Source organism: Arenibacter aquaticus, from assembly GCF_003957295.1.
Classification (GTDB): Bacteria; Bacteroidota; Bacteroidia; order Flavobacteriales; family Flavobacteriaceae; genus Arenibacter; species Arenibacter aquaticus.
The window spans coordinates 371,508-387,680 of the sequence record NZ_RQPJ01000002.1; the positions used below are offsets into that span (position 1 = coordinate 371,508).

The window sequence follows — 16,173 nt, forward strand, 5'->3', positions numbered from 1 at the left end:
TTAGTTTTAATCGAGTTAGAATAAGTTAATAAGCTGGAAAAACCAAGTTATTTACTGCCAATGTATACAATAAAATGTTAATTTTTTGCTCTATCGCTTAAATTTAAGCCTTTAAAACAACTAAATCGTTTTCGGTAGGTCATTTTTACACCTAAATATATGAATGCCACAATTACAAATTAAATTACATACATAACAAATTACAGTATATATGTGTAAATATACGCATTTTTCATTGTTAATGATATTTTGATATTTGTCTATATTTTTTTAACATTTGCACTCACAGACATCCTTATTTAAATATATTGTACCGATTAAAATGGATATACCGTCTATATTGCTACACCGAAATTACAGACCTATCCCATTTTGCTTTTTTAGTAGTATATTCACCCTGCAAAAAAACAACCCTTGAAAAGAAAAATAACGCTTAAACACATAGCCCGAGAATTAGGGGTTTCCATTTCCACAGTTTCCAAAGCTTTAAAAAATAGTGAGGAAATTGGCCGGGACACTAAAGAAAAAATACAGGCTTTTGCCAAGCTATACAATTACAAACCCAATAATATAGCCATTAGCCTAAAAAATAAACGAACCAAGAATATAGGGGTGATCATCCCCGATATTGTACATCATTTTTTCACAACGGTGTTCAGGGGTATAGAAAAATATGCCAACGCCAAAGGTTACAATGTTATTGTTTGTGTTTCTGACGAATCCTTTGACAAGGAGGTCATCAACATGGAATTGCTTGCCAACGGCAGTATAGACGGTTTTATTATGGCATTATCTGCAGGCACACAACTAAAAAACGACTACAACCACCTAAAAGAGGTTACTGCCCAGGGCATCCCCTTAGTACTATTTGACAGGGTAACTCCAGAGATCAAATGTGACAAGGTGGTTATAGACGATAAAAAGGGCGCGTACAATGCTGTAACGACCTTTATACGCGAAGGCAGAAAAAAAATAGCCCTCATTACTACCAAGGACTATTTTAGCGTAAGTAGGGACAGGGCAGCAGGCTACAGGGAAGCGCTATTGGACAATGACCTTGAAATAAATGAAGATCTCATCCTGGAATTTCCCTCAATGGAAGTGGATGAAAAGGGAATAGAGGAGTTCTTTACAAATAAAAAGGTTGACGCCGTTCTAAGTGTCAATGAAATATTTGCCATTCACAGTATGAGATTTGTACAAAGCTTGGGCATAAAAATCCCTGAGGACATCTCATTTATAGGGTTTACGGACGGTCTATTATCCAAATATTCCACTCCCGGCCTAACTGCCGTTGCACAACATGGCGAAGATATGGGAAAAATTGCTGCAGAAATGCTCATTGAAAAAGTGGAAAGTGAAGAGGAAGAGGAAACTTATACCACAAAAGTTCTTGAGCCAACCTTAATAGTACGCGGATCTACCGGAAATTAGACTATACTCGTTTAACATAGTAATCAGATTGCAGCAAAAGAACCACCTTACACCTAATACCAATATAAGATATTGGTTCAAATATGGAATAGACACTCAGGATGGCAGCCCATTTCTCTCCCTGCAAACGCTAACCCCAAAAACACTGAAAAAACCATGAGCAATAAAAAAGGATTTATATTTGATTTGGACGGAGTAATAGTAGATACTGCCAAATACCATTATCTGGCATGGAAAAAATTGGCCTCTAAATTGGGGTTTGAATTTACATTGGAACAAAATGAACTGTTTAAAGGGGTAAGTCGCAAAAGATGTTTGGAGATACTATTGGATATAGGCGGTATTAAGTGGAGCCATGAACAATTTGAAGCATGGATGACAGCAAAAAATGAGGACTACCTTGCCCAAATTGAAGAAATGGATGAATCTGAAATTTTACCCGATGTACAGAGGGTTCTACAGCACCTTAAGGCAAAAGAAATGCCTATAGCGCTGGGCTCTGCCAGTAAAAATGCCATCCCAATATTAAAAAAGGTTAAACTGTTGGATTTTTTTGATGTTGTGGTAGACGGCAACCAAGTTAGCAAGGCTAAACCAGATCCCGAAGTTTTCTTGATAGCTGCCAAAAAAATGGGCTTAACCGCCAATGATTGTGTGGTTTTTGAAGATGCCGTTGCCGGCCTTCAAGCCGCAAACAAGGCAGGAATGATCAGTATTGGTATAGGGGATGCCAAGGTCCTTTTTGACGCACAATATGTTTTCTCCAATTTTACTGAAATGGACAATAGTTTTCTTAACAGCCTCTTAATACCACAAGAGTAGTAGACCTCAGCAATAATTTGTACATTAGGACCTATTGTTTGGAACAAAATACACACCCAAACCATAGCCGTCCATTACAATAACGCTGATACTACAGAATAATGAATCAAGATTATATAAAGCCCCACAATTGGTCCATAATTGAAGAAGGATATGACAAGCTTAGGGTAAAATCTTCTGAGAGCTTATTCAGCCTGGGCAATGGCGCCATGGGACAACGCGCCAATTTTGAGGAAAAATACACTGGCCCCACTTTCCAGGGGAGCTATATTGCGGGTATTTACTACCCCGACAAAACCAAGGTTGGATGGTGGAAAAATGGCTACCCGGAATATTTTGCCAAGGTATTGAATGCGCCCAATTGGATTGGCATCAACATATTTATCAATGGTGAAGAACTGGATCTAAACAGCTGCAAAAGTGTAGATGAATTTCACAGGGAGCTCAACATGAAACAAGGCTGGTATAGCCGAAGTTTTACAGCTACCCTCTTAAACGGCACTGTTATTAAAGCCAAAATTATCCGTTTTCTAAGTCTGGACTATGATGAAGTAGGTGCCATTAAATACGAAATTACCGCAGTAAACCAAGATATGAGCATTGCCTATCACCCTTATTTGGACAGTGGGATTACCAATGAAGACAGTAATTGGGACGACCAATTTTGGAATACTACCAAAGCGGAATCCAAGGGATGTCAGGCCTTTTTGGAGGCCCACACCCTGAAGACCAACTTTTACACCTGTACTTTTATGGAATCTGGTTTGTTCCACAATGAAGAGGCCGTTTCAACAACGCCCATTGAGACAACCCAGCCCAATAAAGTAGTTCATCAATTTAAAAAGGAGATCAACAAAGGCGACCGCTTAACCTTAGTTAAATTTGGAGGATACACCGTCTCTACCAACCACAAAGTGGATGCACTTGTCCCAGCAGCCAAAAAACTATTGCAAGAGACTACGGCCATAGGCTTTGATAGCTTATTGGAACGACAAAAGGAAGCTTGGTCCCAAATATGGAATATGAGCGATATTACCATAGAAGGTGATGTAAGGGCCCAACAGGGCATTCGCTTTAATATTTTTCATTTAAACCAAACGTATTTAGGGAGGGATTCCCGACTCAACATTGGCCCCAAAGGGTTTACAGGTGAAAAATACGGAGGAAGCACCTATTGGGATACAGAGGCCTATTGCATTCCTTTTTATATGGCCACCAAAAACAATACCGTAGCGAGAAACCTTCTCACCTATAGGTACAACCATTTGGAAAAAGCTATTGAAAACGCCCAAAAACTTGGTTTCAAGGACGGGGCTGCATTGTACCCTATGGTAACCATGAACGGGGAAGAGTGCCATAACGAATGGGAAATAACCTTCGAGGAAATACATAGAAATGGCGCTATTGCCTTTGCCATTTACAATTACCAACGTTTTACCGCAGATGACTCCTATATCCCAGAAATGGGCCTGGAAGTTTTAGTTGGGATATCCCGCTTCTGGCATCAAAGAGCCACATTTTCTTCACAGAAAAACAAGTATGTAATCCTGGGAGTTACCGGCCCCAACGAATACGAAAACAACGTTAACAATAATTGGTACACAAACTATATTGCCAGATGGTGCATTCAGTATACACTTGAAGCCTTACTAAAGGTAAAAGAAGACCATCCAAATGACTACGAAAGGATTATAGAGATCACCCAATTATCGGAGCAGGAGACAGCCTTATGGGATCAAGTGGCTACCAATATGTATTTCCCTTATGATAAAAAAAACAAGGTATACCTACAACAGGACGGCTTTTTGGACAAGGAATTGATCCCAGCGAAAGACTTAATGAAAAAAGATCGCCCCATTAACCAGAAATGGAGTTGGGACCGAATTCTAAGGTCTCCCTATATCAAGCAGGCCGATACCCTACAGGGATTTTACTTCTTTGAGGACCAATTTAGCTTGGAAGAACTGGAAAGGCATTTTGATTTTTACGAACCCTTCACGGTACATGAATCCTCCCTTTCTCCCTGCGTTCACAGTATTCTAGCTGCCAAACTAAATAGAATGGAACAAGCCTATAACTTTTACCTACGTACGTCACGCTTAGATTTGGACGATTACAACAAAGAAGTGGAGGAAGGACTCCACATTACCTCCATGGCAGGCACCTGGATGAGTATAGTGGAAGGATTTGGAGGCATGAGAGTCTTGGAGAACGAACTATCTTTTTGCCCCAGGATACCAAAACAATGGGAATCCTACTCTTTTAAGGTGAATTTTAGAGGAAATATCATAAAGGTAAAGGTAAAAGATAAGGAGAGTAGTTTTGAACTGGAAGGTAGCCGGGAAATGCCCATTAAGCTAAACGGTAAGCGTTTGGTACTAAAGGCCGAAAAGAAAACATACGCAGCAATAATATAATTCTTATTGCTATAGGGCTATTTTGTAAACAGAAGAAGAGCATGCCGTCATCAAAGAATATTTTAAGAAATACAAATGGCCGTATCAATAAATTTCGAATGAATAAAGAGTTCAGCATCACAGACAGATACAATTTTGTCCAGAACTGGCAATAGGACTGGAATTACCTATGTAAAAAAATCTAGCAATGAATCAGACTGCACACCCCAACAAAACCGTTGTCTACCAAGTATTCACCAGGTTGTTTGGAAACACAAACACCCATAACAAACCTTGGGGCACCATTGAAGAAAATGGCGTGGGGAAATTCAGTGATTTTACGGAAAAGGCCTTGCGGGAAATCAAGGATTTGGGCGTAACCCATATATGGTATACCGGTATTCCCCATCATGCCGTAATCAGGGATTATACGGCCTATGGCATATCAAACGACGACCCGGACATTGTAAAAGGAAGAGCCGGGTCCCCATATGCCGTGAAGGATTATTACAGTGTAGACCCGGACCTTGCCGATGACCCAAATAAAAGAAACCAAGAGTTTAGGGAATTGGTTGAAAGGAGCCACAAAACAGGATTAAAGGTTATCATAGATATTGTTCCCAATCACATTGCAAGAAAATATGAAGGAAAAAACAACCCCGATGGGGTTGTAGACTTTGGTGCTACGGACAATACCACGCTGACCTATGACAAGGACAACAATTTTTACTATAACCTAGACGAAGCCTTTTCAGTACCGGATTGGAGAGATGGCTATTTGCCATTGGGAGGGGAGTCCTATAGGATGAGCGACAGTAAATTCACGGAATTCCCGGCCAAATGGACGGGAAATGGATCACGCTTGTCCAAACCAAATTTTGATGACTGGTACGAGACCGTAAAGATTAATTACGGCATTGCTCCCAATGGAAGGAAAGATTTTGAAACACTGCCCAATGATTTTAGCCAAAAAGACTTCTCTGAGCATTATGCATTTTGGCAAGGGAAATCCGTTCCTGATTCTTGGGCAAAGTTTAGGGATATAGCCCTTTATTGGTTAGATATGGGCATAGACGGTTTTAGATACGACATGGCCGAAATGGTTCCGGTAGAATTCTGGAGCTTTATGAATTCGTCCATAAAAATGAAAAAGGAAGATGCATTTTTAATGGCGGAAGTATACAACCCCCAACGTTACAGGGATTATATTTTTTTGGGGAAAATGGATTATTTGTACGACAAGGTAGAGTTCTACGACTCCTTAAAGCACATTATGCAGGGACACGGATGGACAGACCATATCCCCGTGGTGCAAAACGGACTTATGGATATTGAGCATCATATGCTACATTTTTTGGAAAACCATGACGAACATCGTATTGCCTGCCCTGAATTCCTGGGAAATGCAGAAAAGGCCAAGCCAGGCATGGTAGTTTCCGCCACCATTAGTACCTCCCCTACCATGATCTATTTTGGGCAGGAAGTGGGGGAACCCGCTGCAGAGCAACCAGGCTTTGGCTCCCCTGGCCGTACTTCTATTTTTGATTATATAGGGGTACCCCATTTTCAACGCTGGGTGAACAACAAAAAATTTGATGGCGGCCAGTTATCCCATAAAGAGACGGAATTACGAAACTTTTACAAAAACCTGCTAAATTTTACCATAGGTAGTACTGCTCTAATGGGGCACTACAGGGACATACATTACTACAACAGGGACCATACCCATTATTACAATTACAGAGTTTTATCATTTGTAAGATGGTCTGAAAACGAAAGGCTCATAATTATTGCTAACTTTGATGAACACCAGACCTTTGGTTTCGATTTAAAGTTGCCAGCGGAAATTATAAGGGAATGGCAACTAACCAATAAGGAATACACCATGATAGACGAACTATATAACCAAAAGAAAAATACCTTGTATGTTGAAAATGAAATTGGTCATGTTAGAATAGATATAAAACCATTGGAATCCCTAATTTTAAGTTTAAAATAGATTATTGAAAAGTATTATGACAACAAAATCTGCAATTGGAGTATTTTTCCTATCCCTTATATTTATAAGTTGTAACAATATGAACAAACCCTTGGTTATTGGCCACAGAGGTGCGATGGGGCACGAAACGGAAAACACCTTGGCATCCATACAGAAAGCTATGGATCTGGGTGTAGACATGATAGAGATCGATGTCTTTAAAATTAAAAGTGGCGAAACCGTGGTGTTCCATGATTCCGATGTTAAAAGGCTAACCGATAGCGTTGGGAGTATTGAAGCTTTTAATTTTGTGGATCTTCAGAAATTAACCCTTACCGGCAACCACAAGATCCCTACCTTACAGGACGTACTAAACCTGATAGATAAAAAAGTACAATTGAATATTGAACTTAAAGGATCCAATACGGCAGATAGGGTAAACTTTATTATGAATTACTACATTAAGGAAAAAGGCTGGTCTATAGATAAATTCCTAATTTCCAGCTTTAAATGGGATGAACTACAAACCATGCGCCAGCTAAACAGCAAAGTACCTATTGCCATCTTGGTAGGCGGTGACCCCTTACAAGCCCTGGACATAGCCAAGGAGTTGGGAGCCGTCGCCATTAATCCGTCCTATAAAGACCTAACATTGGAGAATACCCATGAAATAAAAAATGCCGGATATAAGATTTACCCTTGGACGGTAAATAAGCCAGAGGACATCAAAAAAATTGCCCAATTAGGTGTAGATGGCATTATTACCAACTTTCCTGAACGAGTAAATTAATGTTTGATATTATTGTTATTGGCGGTGGAGCCGCTGGTTATTACGGAGCCATTCATATCGCAGAATCCAATCCAAACCTTAAGGTGGCCATCTTGGAACGGGGCAAAGAGGTACTTACCAAGGTAAAAGTCTCTGGCGGTGGGCGCTGCAATGTTACAAATTCTGAGTTTAACCCCTCCGAACTGGCCAAAAATTACCCCAGGGGAGAAAGGGAACTAGTTGGTCCTTTTCACAACCATTGCTGTGGAGACACTATGGCCTTTTTTGAAAAAAGGGGCGTCCGTTTAAAAATAGAAGCCGATGGAAGGATTTTCCCCACCTCCAATTCATCACAGACCATCATAGACTGCTTTGTTTCCGAAACAGAACGTTTGGGCATTAAGGTGTTCAAAAACAGTTCGGTGGTAGACATACTCCCACTTACCAAAAAAACAGACGCCTTAGATTATGCCTGGGAAATTAAATCGATAAGAGGCACATATAAAGCCAAGAAAATATTGGTCGCTACCGGTAGTAACCCAAAAATTTGGAACATGTTAGTGCAGCTGGGCCACACTATAATCCCCGCAGTCCCGTCTCTTTTCACTTTTAACATTAAGGACGATAGAATTAGGGGCATACAAGGAGTAAGCACTAATGCCAGCATAAAAATCCTACCTTCCAAGATGAAAAATGGAAAGTTTAGTGCTGCGTTAAAAACATTTGGCATACATCCGGCAGACTTGGAGTCCGAAGGCCCCTTGCTCATCACCCACTGGGGAATGAGCGGTCCAGGTATTTTGCGATTATCTGCCTGGGGTGCGCAATTGTTGCACGAACTAAACTACAAGTTTAACATACGAGTAAATTGGCTGCCCGAATTTCATGAAGAAGGGGCGCTAAGACAATTAATGCAAATAAAGGAAATAGAAGGGAAAAAGACCGTGTTACGGACCAAATCATTTGACCTTCCAAAACGACTCTGGATAAGTTTGGTTAAGGCTTCCGATATTTCCGAAGCCGACAAATGGGCCGACATTTCTAAGGTACAATTGCAGAATTTAGCCAAACAACTTACCAATTGCAGGTTTCAAGTGGATGGCAAAAGTACCTTTAAAGAGGAATTTGTCACGGCTGGAGGAGTAGATTTAAAAGAAATAAATTTTAAGACCTTTGAAAGCAAAGTACTGCCTAACCTCTTTTTTGCAGGGGAAGTAATAAATGTAGATGCCATTACAGGCGGATTCAATTTTCAGAACGCATGGACCGGGGCTTTTATAGCTGCTAAGGCCATTGCCTCTACTACATAATGGCGCCCATAAACAGTACCCCTTAATAATTGAGATGATGCCGCGGCCCCGATATTTGTTTAAAGTTATCTTTAATTGTGTTGCAGGGTGCGCCCAAATTTAACCACTTTATTAAAGATTCCGGTTTCTTGGCCCCACTAACATTGGCGCACATTATATGTGAATATAGTAGGCACCAAGGCAACTTATGGCTGACACTTGCCTTAGGACAGCAATAGCATCAGCATCCCTGCCAAAGTAGCCCCTAGGATAGGAGCAACAACTGGCACCCAGGAATACCCCCAATCGTTGCCACCTTTATCCTTAATTGGCATTATGGCATGCATGATCCGAGGCCCTAAATCCCTTGCCGGATTAATGGCATAGCCCGTGGTACCACCCAAGGAGAGTCCAATTACCCACACCAACAGTGCTACCGGCAGTGCCCCAAGGGAGCCAAGGCCAATAACCGTTTTGGTATCGGTTATGGTAGCATCGGTAAAATAAAGCACCACAAAGACCAAGGTAAAAGTTCCTACCACCTCACTAAAAAAATTGGACGATATATTCCTAATTGCCGGGGAAGTACAGAAAACAGCCCGCTTTAACTCCTTGTTAGGGGTGGCATCAAAATAGTCTTTGTATACGAGCCAAACGATCAAAGCCCCCAACATAGCCCCTATGAACTGAGCCAATATATAAGTGGGCACCAAGGTCCAGCTAAACTTTTCTGCCACAGCGAGCCCAATGCTCACAGCGGGGTTAAGATGGGCTCCACTATACGGTGCGGCCACCGCTACCCCTACGTATACGGCAAGCCCCCAGGCCGTTGTAATGACCATCCAGCCCTGGTCGTTGGATTTGGTCTTTTCTAAAATTACATTGGCTACTACCCCGCCCCCTAAAAGGATCAGAAAAAATGTGCCGATTATTTCGGCAATAAATGGAGTCATATTTAGTTGGTTTATTATTTAAGTGTTTAATTTGGACCAGTATTCCACGGCATCTATTGCTCGGTACCAGCCTTTTATATTTTGTTCTATTTCTGTTCTTTCAGCAGTGGGCTGAAAATTTACATCACTTTGCCATATCTTTTGAATTTCTTCCAGACTATCCCAGAATCCCACTGCCAATCCGGCCAAATAGGCAGCTCCCATCACCGTAGTTTCCACTACTTTGGGACGAACTGTGGCTGTATTCAGCACATCGGCCTGAAACTGCATCAGTAAATTGTTTACCGTAGCACCCCCGTCTACCCGTAATTCCTTGATAGAGATCTTTGAATCTGCCTCCATGGCCTTTAGCACATCCATGGTCTGAAAGGCAATAGCCTCCAGAGCGGCCCTGGCAATATGGGCATCGGTACTACCCCTGGTAAGCCCAAAAATACTCCCTTGCGCATGCTGGTTCCAATAAGGGGCCCCCAAACCGGCAAAAGCCGGCACAAAATATACTCCATCTGAACTATTTACAGATCTGGCAAGCTTTTCTACCTCCTCGGACTTTTTAATAATCATTAAACTATCCCTTAACCACTGTACTACCGCCCCGGCAATGAAAATACTTCCCTCCAAGGCATATTGGGTCTTCCCATTAATCTTCCAAGCTATGGTGGTCAAGAGGTTATTTTCTGAAACAATAGGCTTTTCCCCAATGTTCATCAACATAAAACAGCCTGTGCCATAGGTATTCTTAACCATTCCCGGTTTGGTACACATTTGACCAAAAAGGGCTGCTTGTTGATCTCCAGCTATCCCTGCTATTGGTATTTTACTGGCAAAGAAATTGGGGTTGGTATGGCCGTAAACTTCACTGGACTGTTTAACTTGGGGCAGCATACTTTTGGGAATGGTAAAGAGGGACAAGAGCTCATCATCCCATTCCATGGTATTAATATTGAAGAGTAAGGTTCTACAAGCATTGGTCACATCAGTAATATGGAGCTCCCCTTTGGTCATATTCCAAATTAACCAAGAATCTATAGTCCCCATTATTAAATCCCCAGCCTCGGCCTTTTCCCGGGCCCCCTCAACATTATCCAAAATCCACTTCACCTTGGTCCCTGAAAAATACGAATCGATCACCAATCCGGTTTTCTCCCTAATCAACTTGGACTTACCTTGTTTTTTTAGTTCGTCGCAGTAGTCTGAAGTTCTTTTGTCCTGCCAAACAATAGCATTGTACACCGGCTTTCCAGAATTTCTGTCCCAAACAACCACCGTTTCACGTTGGTTGGTGATTCCTATAGCTGCAATATCGGCCCCATAAATCCCCTTCTTGGTGGTTGCTTCCGCAGCTGTTCCTGCTTGGGTAGACCATATTTCCAGGGGATCGTGTTCTACCCAACCCGGTTTGGGAAAATACTGTGTGAATTCTTTTTGGGAAACCGAAATGATATTGCCCTTTTTATCAAAAACAACAGACCGTGAACTGGTGGTACCTTGGTCCAATGCAAGTATATATTTTTCCATATTGAAGGGATAAAAATTTAAGCTGGTATCAAGATAATAAAATAAGCACACTATTATTAAAAAATTTGCACAAAGGCTACCCAAATTATACCAATACCTTAAACACCCTTAAGTTGGGAACATTGGAATTGTCAACTTTTTTCAAGACTTTATGCAATAGCCGTTGCGTAAAATTGACATCCATATTTTTTTTTGCTACAGCTTGGCACTCGTAACTATCCAGGATATAAAATAGTCTTGGCCCATAATGCATACCACCTGCCCAAGTAGACAAAGTGATTAGTTAAGTTCCCAAATTTTATAATTTAAAGCGGTAGCAAAGCACACCCATAGGAGATAAGGCAATAGGAGATAGGCGGCCGTTTTACTAACGACCTTAAACCATTTAATGGTAAATATCAACAGCACCAATAAGGTAAGGATCACCAAAAGAGCGGCAAAAGGGTTTTTAAAACCGAAAAAAATAATGCTCCAAAGCGCATTGAACAGCAATTGTATCCCAAAATGGTACAAGGCAGTTTTTACCCATATATGATATACGCCTTTTGCCCAAACGATTCCAGCAGATACACCCATCATAACATAGAGTATGGTCCATACTGGGGCGAAAATCCAATTAGGGGGGTTAAAACTGGGCTTATTAAGGCCAGCGTACCAATCGTTTACCGAAGACTGGGTAGCAAAACTAGACAAAAACCCAATGGTTAGGCATATTCCGACTGATATGGCGATATAGGTAAGTTGCTTTTTCAAAAGTTGGCTGTTAAAGCTCTAAATTAACAATTTATTTTAAGAGGGTCTACAGCAGAAGGCCTTAAAAACTATCTTTGCACAAATTGTTTCCGTTATGACTAAAAAAGACTTTATTCCTTCCTCCTATATTGTGCACAAGACTGAAGGAAAAGTTACATATAGATCGCCTAGCAATATTGCCCTGGTAAAATACTGGGGTAAAAAAGAGAACCAGATCCCTGCCAACCCCTCTATTAGCTTTACACTTGATAGCTGTGCCACCACAACCACCTTAAGCTATAGAAAACTTAAGGTCAGAGGGACCGACTTTTCCTTTGATCTACTTTTTGAAGGAAAGCCGAAACCGGATTTTAAACCTAAGATAAAAACCTTCTTTGAACGAACAGAACCCTATTTACCCTTTTTAAAAGACTATCATTTTACCATAGAAACTTCCAATACCTTCCCCCATAGCAGCGGTATTGCTTCTTCGGCCAGCGGAATGTCTGCCCTGGCACTGTGCTTAATGGAGCTGGAACGTGAACTGGCAAATGATATGGATCCTAGCCACTTTGCCAATAAAGCTTCTTTTTTGGCCCGATTAGGTTCGGGAAGTGCCTCAAGAAGTACAGAAGGGCCAATTATGCAGTGGGGACAGCACAAAGATACCCCTGAGAGTTCGGATCTTTTTGCCATTAAATACCCTTATCAGGTTCATGAGGTTTTTCATAATTTTCAGGATACCATATTATTGGTAGACCAAGGAACCAAACAGGTGAGCAGCACCCTTGGCCATAATCTGATGCACAATCATCCTTATGCCGAGCAACGTTTCGATCAAGCACATAAAAACCTGACCAATTTACAGTTGGTCTTTAAGGAAGGAAATCTTTCGGAATTTATTAAAATTGTGGAAAGTGAAGCCCTAACCTTACATGCCATGATGATGACAAGCATGCCTTATTTTATTCTGATGAAGCCCAACACCCTGGCTATCATAAACAAAATATGGGCTTTTAGGGAAGCTAGCAAAACCCATGTCTGTTTCACCTTGGATGCCGGGGCCAACGTACACCTTTTGTATCCAGAAAACGAAAAAGAAAAAATAAAGCAATTTATTAAGAATGAGTTGGTTGCATATTGCGAAAACGGGCAGTATATTTGCGACCAAATTGGGACAGGGGCCAAAAAGTTGTAATTTCGGCCCAATAAAGGAATAATTTAAGTGGGCATTTTGCGTTAGTTATACCATAGCATGTGCATTTTATATTGGTGTTAGTAAGTATTTAACAGCCCTGGATTGGCAAATAAAACAAGACCCAAGACAGGAAAAGTCAAGACGAAGGGATTACTGTTTTTGATGCCATGGTACATACGTCAAAACCATAAATCTAAGTTATTGATTATTAGTTTTTAATTATTTATCCTTATCTTAAAGAAATGAAAGGACCATTGTTTTACTCTAAAATCCTACTTTTTGGGGAATATGGGATCATTAAGGATTCCAAAGGACTTTCTATACCCTATAACTTTTTTAAGGGTGCCTTAAAATCTGACCGTAAGAATACTGAGGAAGCCAAGAAATCCAACCTAAGCTTAAAAGGCTTTGCAGAATATCTTAAAGACATACAGGAGTCAGAAAGCGACTTGGTCACCTTTGATCTAGAAGCTCTAAACGAAGATGTATCCAATGGCATGTATTTTGACAGTTCCATACCACAAGGATATGGAGTAGGGAGCAGCGGTGCTTTGGTGGCGGCTATTTACGACAAGTACGCCCTGGAAAAAATTACGGTCTTGGAAAACCTTACAAGGGAAAAATTGCTAAAACTTAAGACCATCTTTGGAAAAATGGAATCTTTTTTCCACGGAAAATCTTCCGGATTGGACCCTTTAAACAGTTATTTAAGCCTTCCCATTCTTATAAACTCCAAAGATAACATAGAATCTACCAGTATACCTTCCCAAAATTTGGAAGGCAAGGGCGCTGTTTTTTTGTTGGACAGCGGCAGTACCGGCGAAACAGCACCAATGGTTCAACTTTTCATGGAACAAATGAAACAGGAAGGGTTTAGGACCATGCTCAAAAATCAATTTATAAAACATACCGATGCCTGTGTGGAAGATTTTATTAATGGCAACGTAAAATCGCTTTTTAGAAATCTTAAACAATTATCGCATGTAGTCTTGGACAATTTTAAACCTATGATCCCTGTGCAATTCCACAAACTGTGGAAACAGGGAATTGAATCCAATGATTACTATTTAAAACTCTGCGGCTCTGGAGGTGGCGGATATATTTTAGGTTTTACAGAGGATATCCAAAAGGCACGAAAGGCATTAAAAGGCTATAATTTAGAAGTGGTATATAACTTCTAACCCAGCCCTATGCTCAGCAGAAAAAACAAGCTCTTACTACTAAAGTTCCTGAGCCTGTTTTCCGTGGTCCGCGGTTACAATATCTTAATGATTACCCTGGCCCAGTATTTGGCCTCCATTTACATTTTGGCACCAGATTTACCCCTTCGAGAGGTAGTTCTAGACCATAACCTATTTGTTATTGTACTGAGTAGCTCATTGGTAATCGCTGCCGGATACATCATCAACAATTTTTACGACGCCGAGAAAGACCTCATCAACAAACCTAGGAAAAGTATGCTAGATCGGTTGGTGAGCCAGCGCACCAAACTCACCACCTATTTTGTATTGAATTTCCTTTCCGTACTTTTTGCCAGTTATGTCTCTTTTAAGGCGGTGCTTTTCTTTGCCGCTTATATTTTTGGAATTTGGCTGTACTCACATAAATTAAAGAAAGTACCTTTCTTGGGCAATTTTGTATCGGCCACCCTGGCCATTGCCCCTTTCTTCGCGGTCTTTGTGTACTACAAAAATTTTGATACGGTTATTTTTGTCCATGCCCTCTTCTTATTTCTCTTGATTTTGGCCCGTGAAATGATCAAGGATCTAGAAAATATTGCTGGGGATATGGCCCAAAATTATAGGACCATCCCTATAATATATGGGGCCAAATTCTCTAAAACCTGTATTGCCATCTTAATGGGCTTCACCCTTCTTCCCTCATTTCTTTTAATACGTTATTTTGATGTAGGCCATATGTACCTTTATTTTATTGGCTGCATTTTTCTTCAACTGGGCTTTCTAACCCTTTTAGTAAAATCCAATCGCAAGAAACACTATGTTTGGCTACACAACATCCTAAAACTTATCATCATCATGGGCGTATTCAGTATTTTATTGATAGATGTTGATCTGGTATTGAATAGAATTCTATAAGAATTACTAATAAGCTCCACATTAGGGCATTGATACGATTTCCTTTGCTACCTTTGCATTAAATTAAAGTACATATGAGTAGGTCAAATTCGAATAGCGACAAGAAAGCATCAGGAAGACAAGGGGGCAGTTTTAGAAAGAAAAGTTATGCCAGAGGCAACGCTCCGATACGGAAGAAAAATGAAGGGCAGCAACCGTCAGATCCCAATGTAATGCGCTTAAACCGTTATGTAGCCAACTCTGGGGTTTGTTCCCGAAGGGATGCAGACATATATATTGCTGCCGGTAATGTTACTGTAAACGGAAAACCCATAACTGAAATGGGATATAAGGTTAAACTCACCGATGAGGTTAAATTTGATGGTCGGTTGTTGAACCCTGTAAAAAAAGAGTACATTCTCTTAAACAAGCCTAAGGATTTTGTTACTTCTTCCAAGAACGAACAAGGAAAAAGAACGGCTGCCTCATTGGTATCAAGTGCCACAAAAACCAAACTTTCCGTTGTGGGAAGAATGGATAAGAACACAACGGGATTATTATTGTTTACCAATGACGGGGAAATGATGAAACGTTTGACCAAGCCCAAAAACGGACTCCGTAAGATCTATCACGTAGAACTGAACAAAAACCTACGCGGTGAGGATCTGGCTAAAATAAAGGAAGGGATATCCATAGATGATAGTGTGGTTAGAGTAGATGCCATTAGTTTTATAGATAATGCCCCAAAAAGGGAAGTTGGCATAGAACTAAAAAGCACCAGAAATAAAATTGTTCGACGGATTTTTGAGGAGCTGGAATATGAGGTTATTAAATTGGATAGGGTAGTCTATGCCGGACTCACCAAAAAAGACTTGCCACGAGGGCATTGGAGACCTCTTACCGAACAGGAGATTATAAATTTGGGGATGATTAAATAAAAGGCAGAAAAGCCTTGAAGCCAATAGCTACAACCCGCACTATGCAATACAAACATTATGCATAATGCGGG

13 protein-coding genes are annotated in these 16,173 nt (G+C 40.7%); 10 read left to right on the plus strand and 3 right to left on the minus strand.

Annotation, left to right across the window (positions count from 1 at the left end):
• The first annotated feature begins 414 nt into the window (after positions 1-414).
• The 6 genes from EHW67_RS04440 to EHW67_RS04465 all read left to right on the plus strand — a co-directional run bounded on the left by EHW67_RS04440 (position 415) and on the right by EHW67_RS04465 (position 8,709).
• Positions 415-1,434, plus strand: coding sequence for a LacI family DNA-binding transcriptional regulator (locus EHW67_RS04440; protein ID WP_126161152.1), 1,020 nt, complete (start codon positions 415-417; stop codon positions 1,432-1,434).
• A 156-nt stretch (positions 1,435-1,590) separates the two neighbouring features.
• A complete protein-coding gene (pgmB, locus tag EHW67_RS04445) occupies positions 1,591-2,256 on the plus strand; it encodes a beta-phosphoglucomutase (protein ID WP_126161153.1) in 666 nt (221 codons plus the stop codon).
• Between the two features lie 101 nt (positions 2,257-2,357).
• Entirely contained in the window at positions 2,358-4,673 is a 2,316-nt protein-coding gene (locus EHW67_RS04450) for a glycoside hydrolase family 65 protein (RefSeq protein ID WP_126161154.1), read from the plus strand.
• Positions 4,674-4,860: 187 nt separating this feature from the next.
• A complete protein-coding gene (locus EHW67_RS04455; RefSeq protein WP_126161155.1) occupies positions 4,861-6,651 on the plus strand; it encodes an alpha-amylase family protein in 1,791 nt (596 codons plus the stop codon).
• Positions 6,652-6,730: 79 nt separating this feature from the next.
• Complete coding sequence (locus tag EHW67_RS04460; RefSeq protein ID WP_238389845.1) at positions 6,731-7,420, plus strand: glycerophosphodiester phosphodiesterase; 690 nt, start codon at positions 6,731-6,733, stop codon at positions 7,418-7,420.
• Entirely contained in the window at positions 7,420-8,709 is a 1,290-nt protein-coding gene (locus tag EHW67_RS04465) for a BaiN/RdsA family NAD(P)/FAD-dependent oxidoreductase (RefSeq protein WP_126161156.1), read from the plus strand. The genes EHW67_RS04460 and EHW67_RS04465 overlap by 1 nt, the downstream gene beginning before the upstream one ends.
• A 203-nt stretch (positions 8,710-8,912) precedes the next feature.
• On the opposite strand, the gene EHW67_RS04470 is transcribed toward EHW67_RS04465, so the two are convergent.
• The 3 genes from EHW67_RS04470 to EHW67_RS04480 all read right to left on the minus strand — a co-directional run bounded on the left by EHW67_RS04470 (position 8,913) and on the right by EHW67_RS04480 (position 11,912).
• Positions 8,913-9,641: an MIP/aquaporin family protein gene (locus EHW67_RS04470; protein ID WP_126161157.1), complete on the minus strand. Its 729-nt coding sequence runs from the start codon at positions 9,639-9,641 to the stop codon at positions 8,913-8,915.
• An 18-nt stretch (positions 9,642-9,659) separates the two neighbouring features.
• A complete protein-coding gene (glpK, locus tag EHW67_RS04475; RefSeq protein WP_126161158.1) occupies positions 9,660-11,159 on the minus strand; it encodes a glycerol kinase GlpK in 1,500 nt (499 codons plus the stop codon).
• A 279-nt stretch (positions 11,160-11,438) separates the two neighbouring features.
• Positions 11,439-11,912, minus strand: a complete 474-nt coding sequence (locus tag EHW67_RS04480) for a TspO/MBR family protein (protein WP_126161159.1) — start codon at positions 11,910-11,912, stop codon at positions 11,439-11,441.
• A 94-nt stretch (positions 11,913-12,006) separates the two neighbouring features.
• On the opposite strand from EHW67_RS04480, the gene EHW67_RS04485 reads away from it, so the two are divergent.
• The 4 genes from EHW67_RS04485 to EHW67_RS04500 all read left to right on the plus strand — a co-directional run bounded on the left by EHW67_RS04485 (position 12,007) and on the right by EHW67_RS04500 (position 16,102).
• Positions 12,007-13,089 carry a diphosphomevalonate/mevalonate 3,5-bisphosphate decarboxylase family protein gene (locus EHW67_RS04485; RefSeq protein WP_126161160.1) on the plus strand — a complete coding sequence of 361 codons (1,083 nt, stop codon included), beginning with the start codon at positions 12,007-12,009 and terminating at the stop codon, positions 13,087-13,089.
• 242 nt (positions 13,090-13,331) lie between these two features.
• The gene (locus tag EHW67_RS04490; protein ID WP_126161161.1) at positions 13,332-14,270 is read left to right on the plus strand and encodes a mevalonate kinase family protein; all 939 of its coding nucleotides are present in this window, start codon (positions 13,332-13,334) and stop codon (positions 14,268-14,270) included.
• 9 nt (positions 14,271-14,279) lie between these two features.
• Positions 14,280-15,185, plus strand: coding sequence for a geranylgeranylglycerol-phosphate geranylgeranyltransferase (locus tag EHW67_RS04495; protein WP_126161162.1), 906 nt, complete (start codon positions 14,280-14,282; stop codon positions 15,183-15,185).
• 74 nt (positions 15,186-15,259) lie between these two features.
• Positions 15,260-16,102, plus strand: a complete 843-nt coding sequence (locus tag EHW67_RS04500) for a pseudouridine synthase (protein WP_126161163.1) — start codon at positions 15,260-15,262, stop codon at positions 16,100-16,102.
• Positions 16,103-16,173 lie beyond the last annotated feature (71 nt).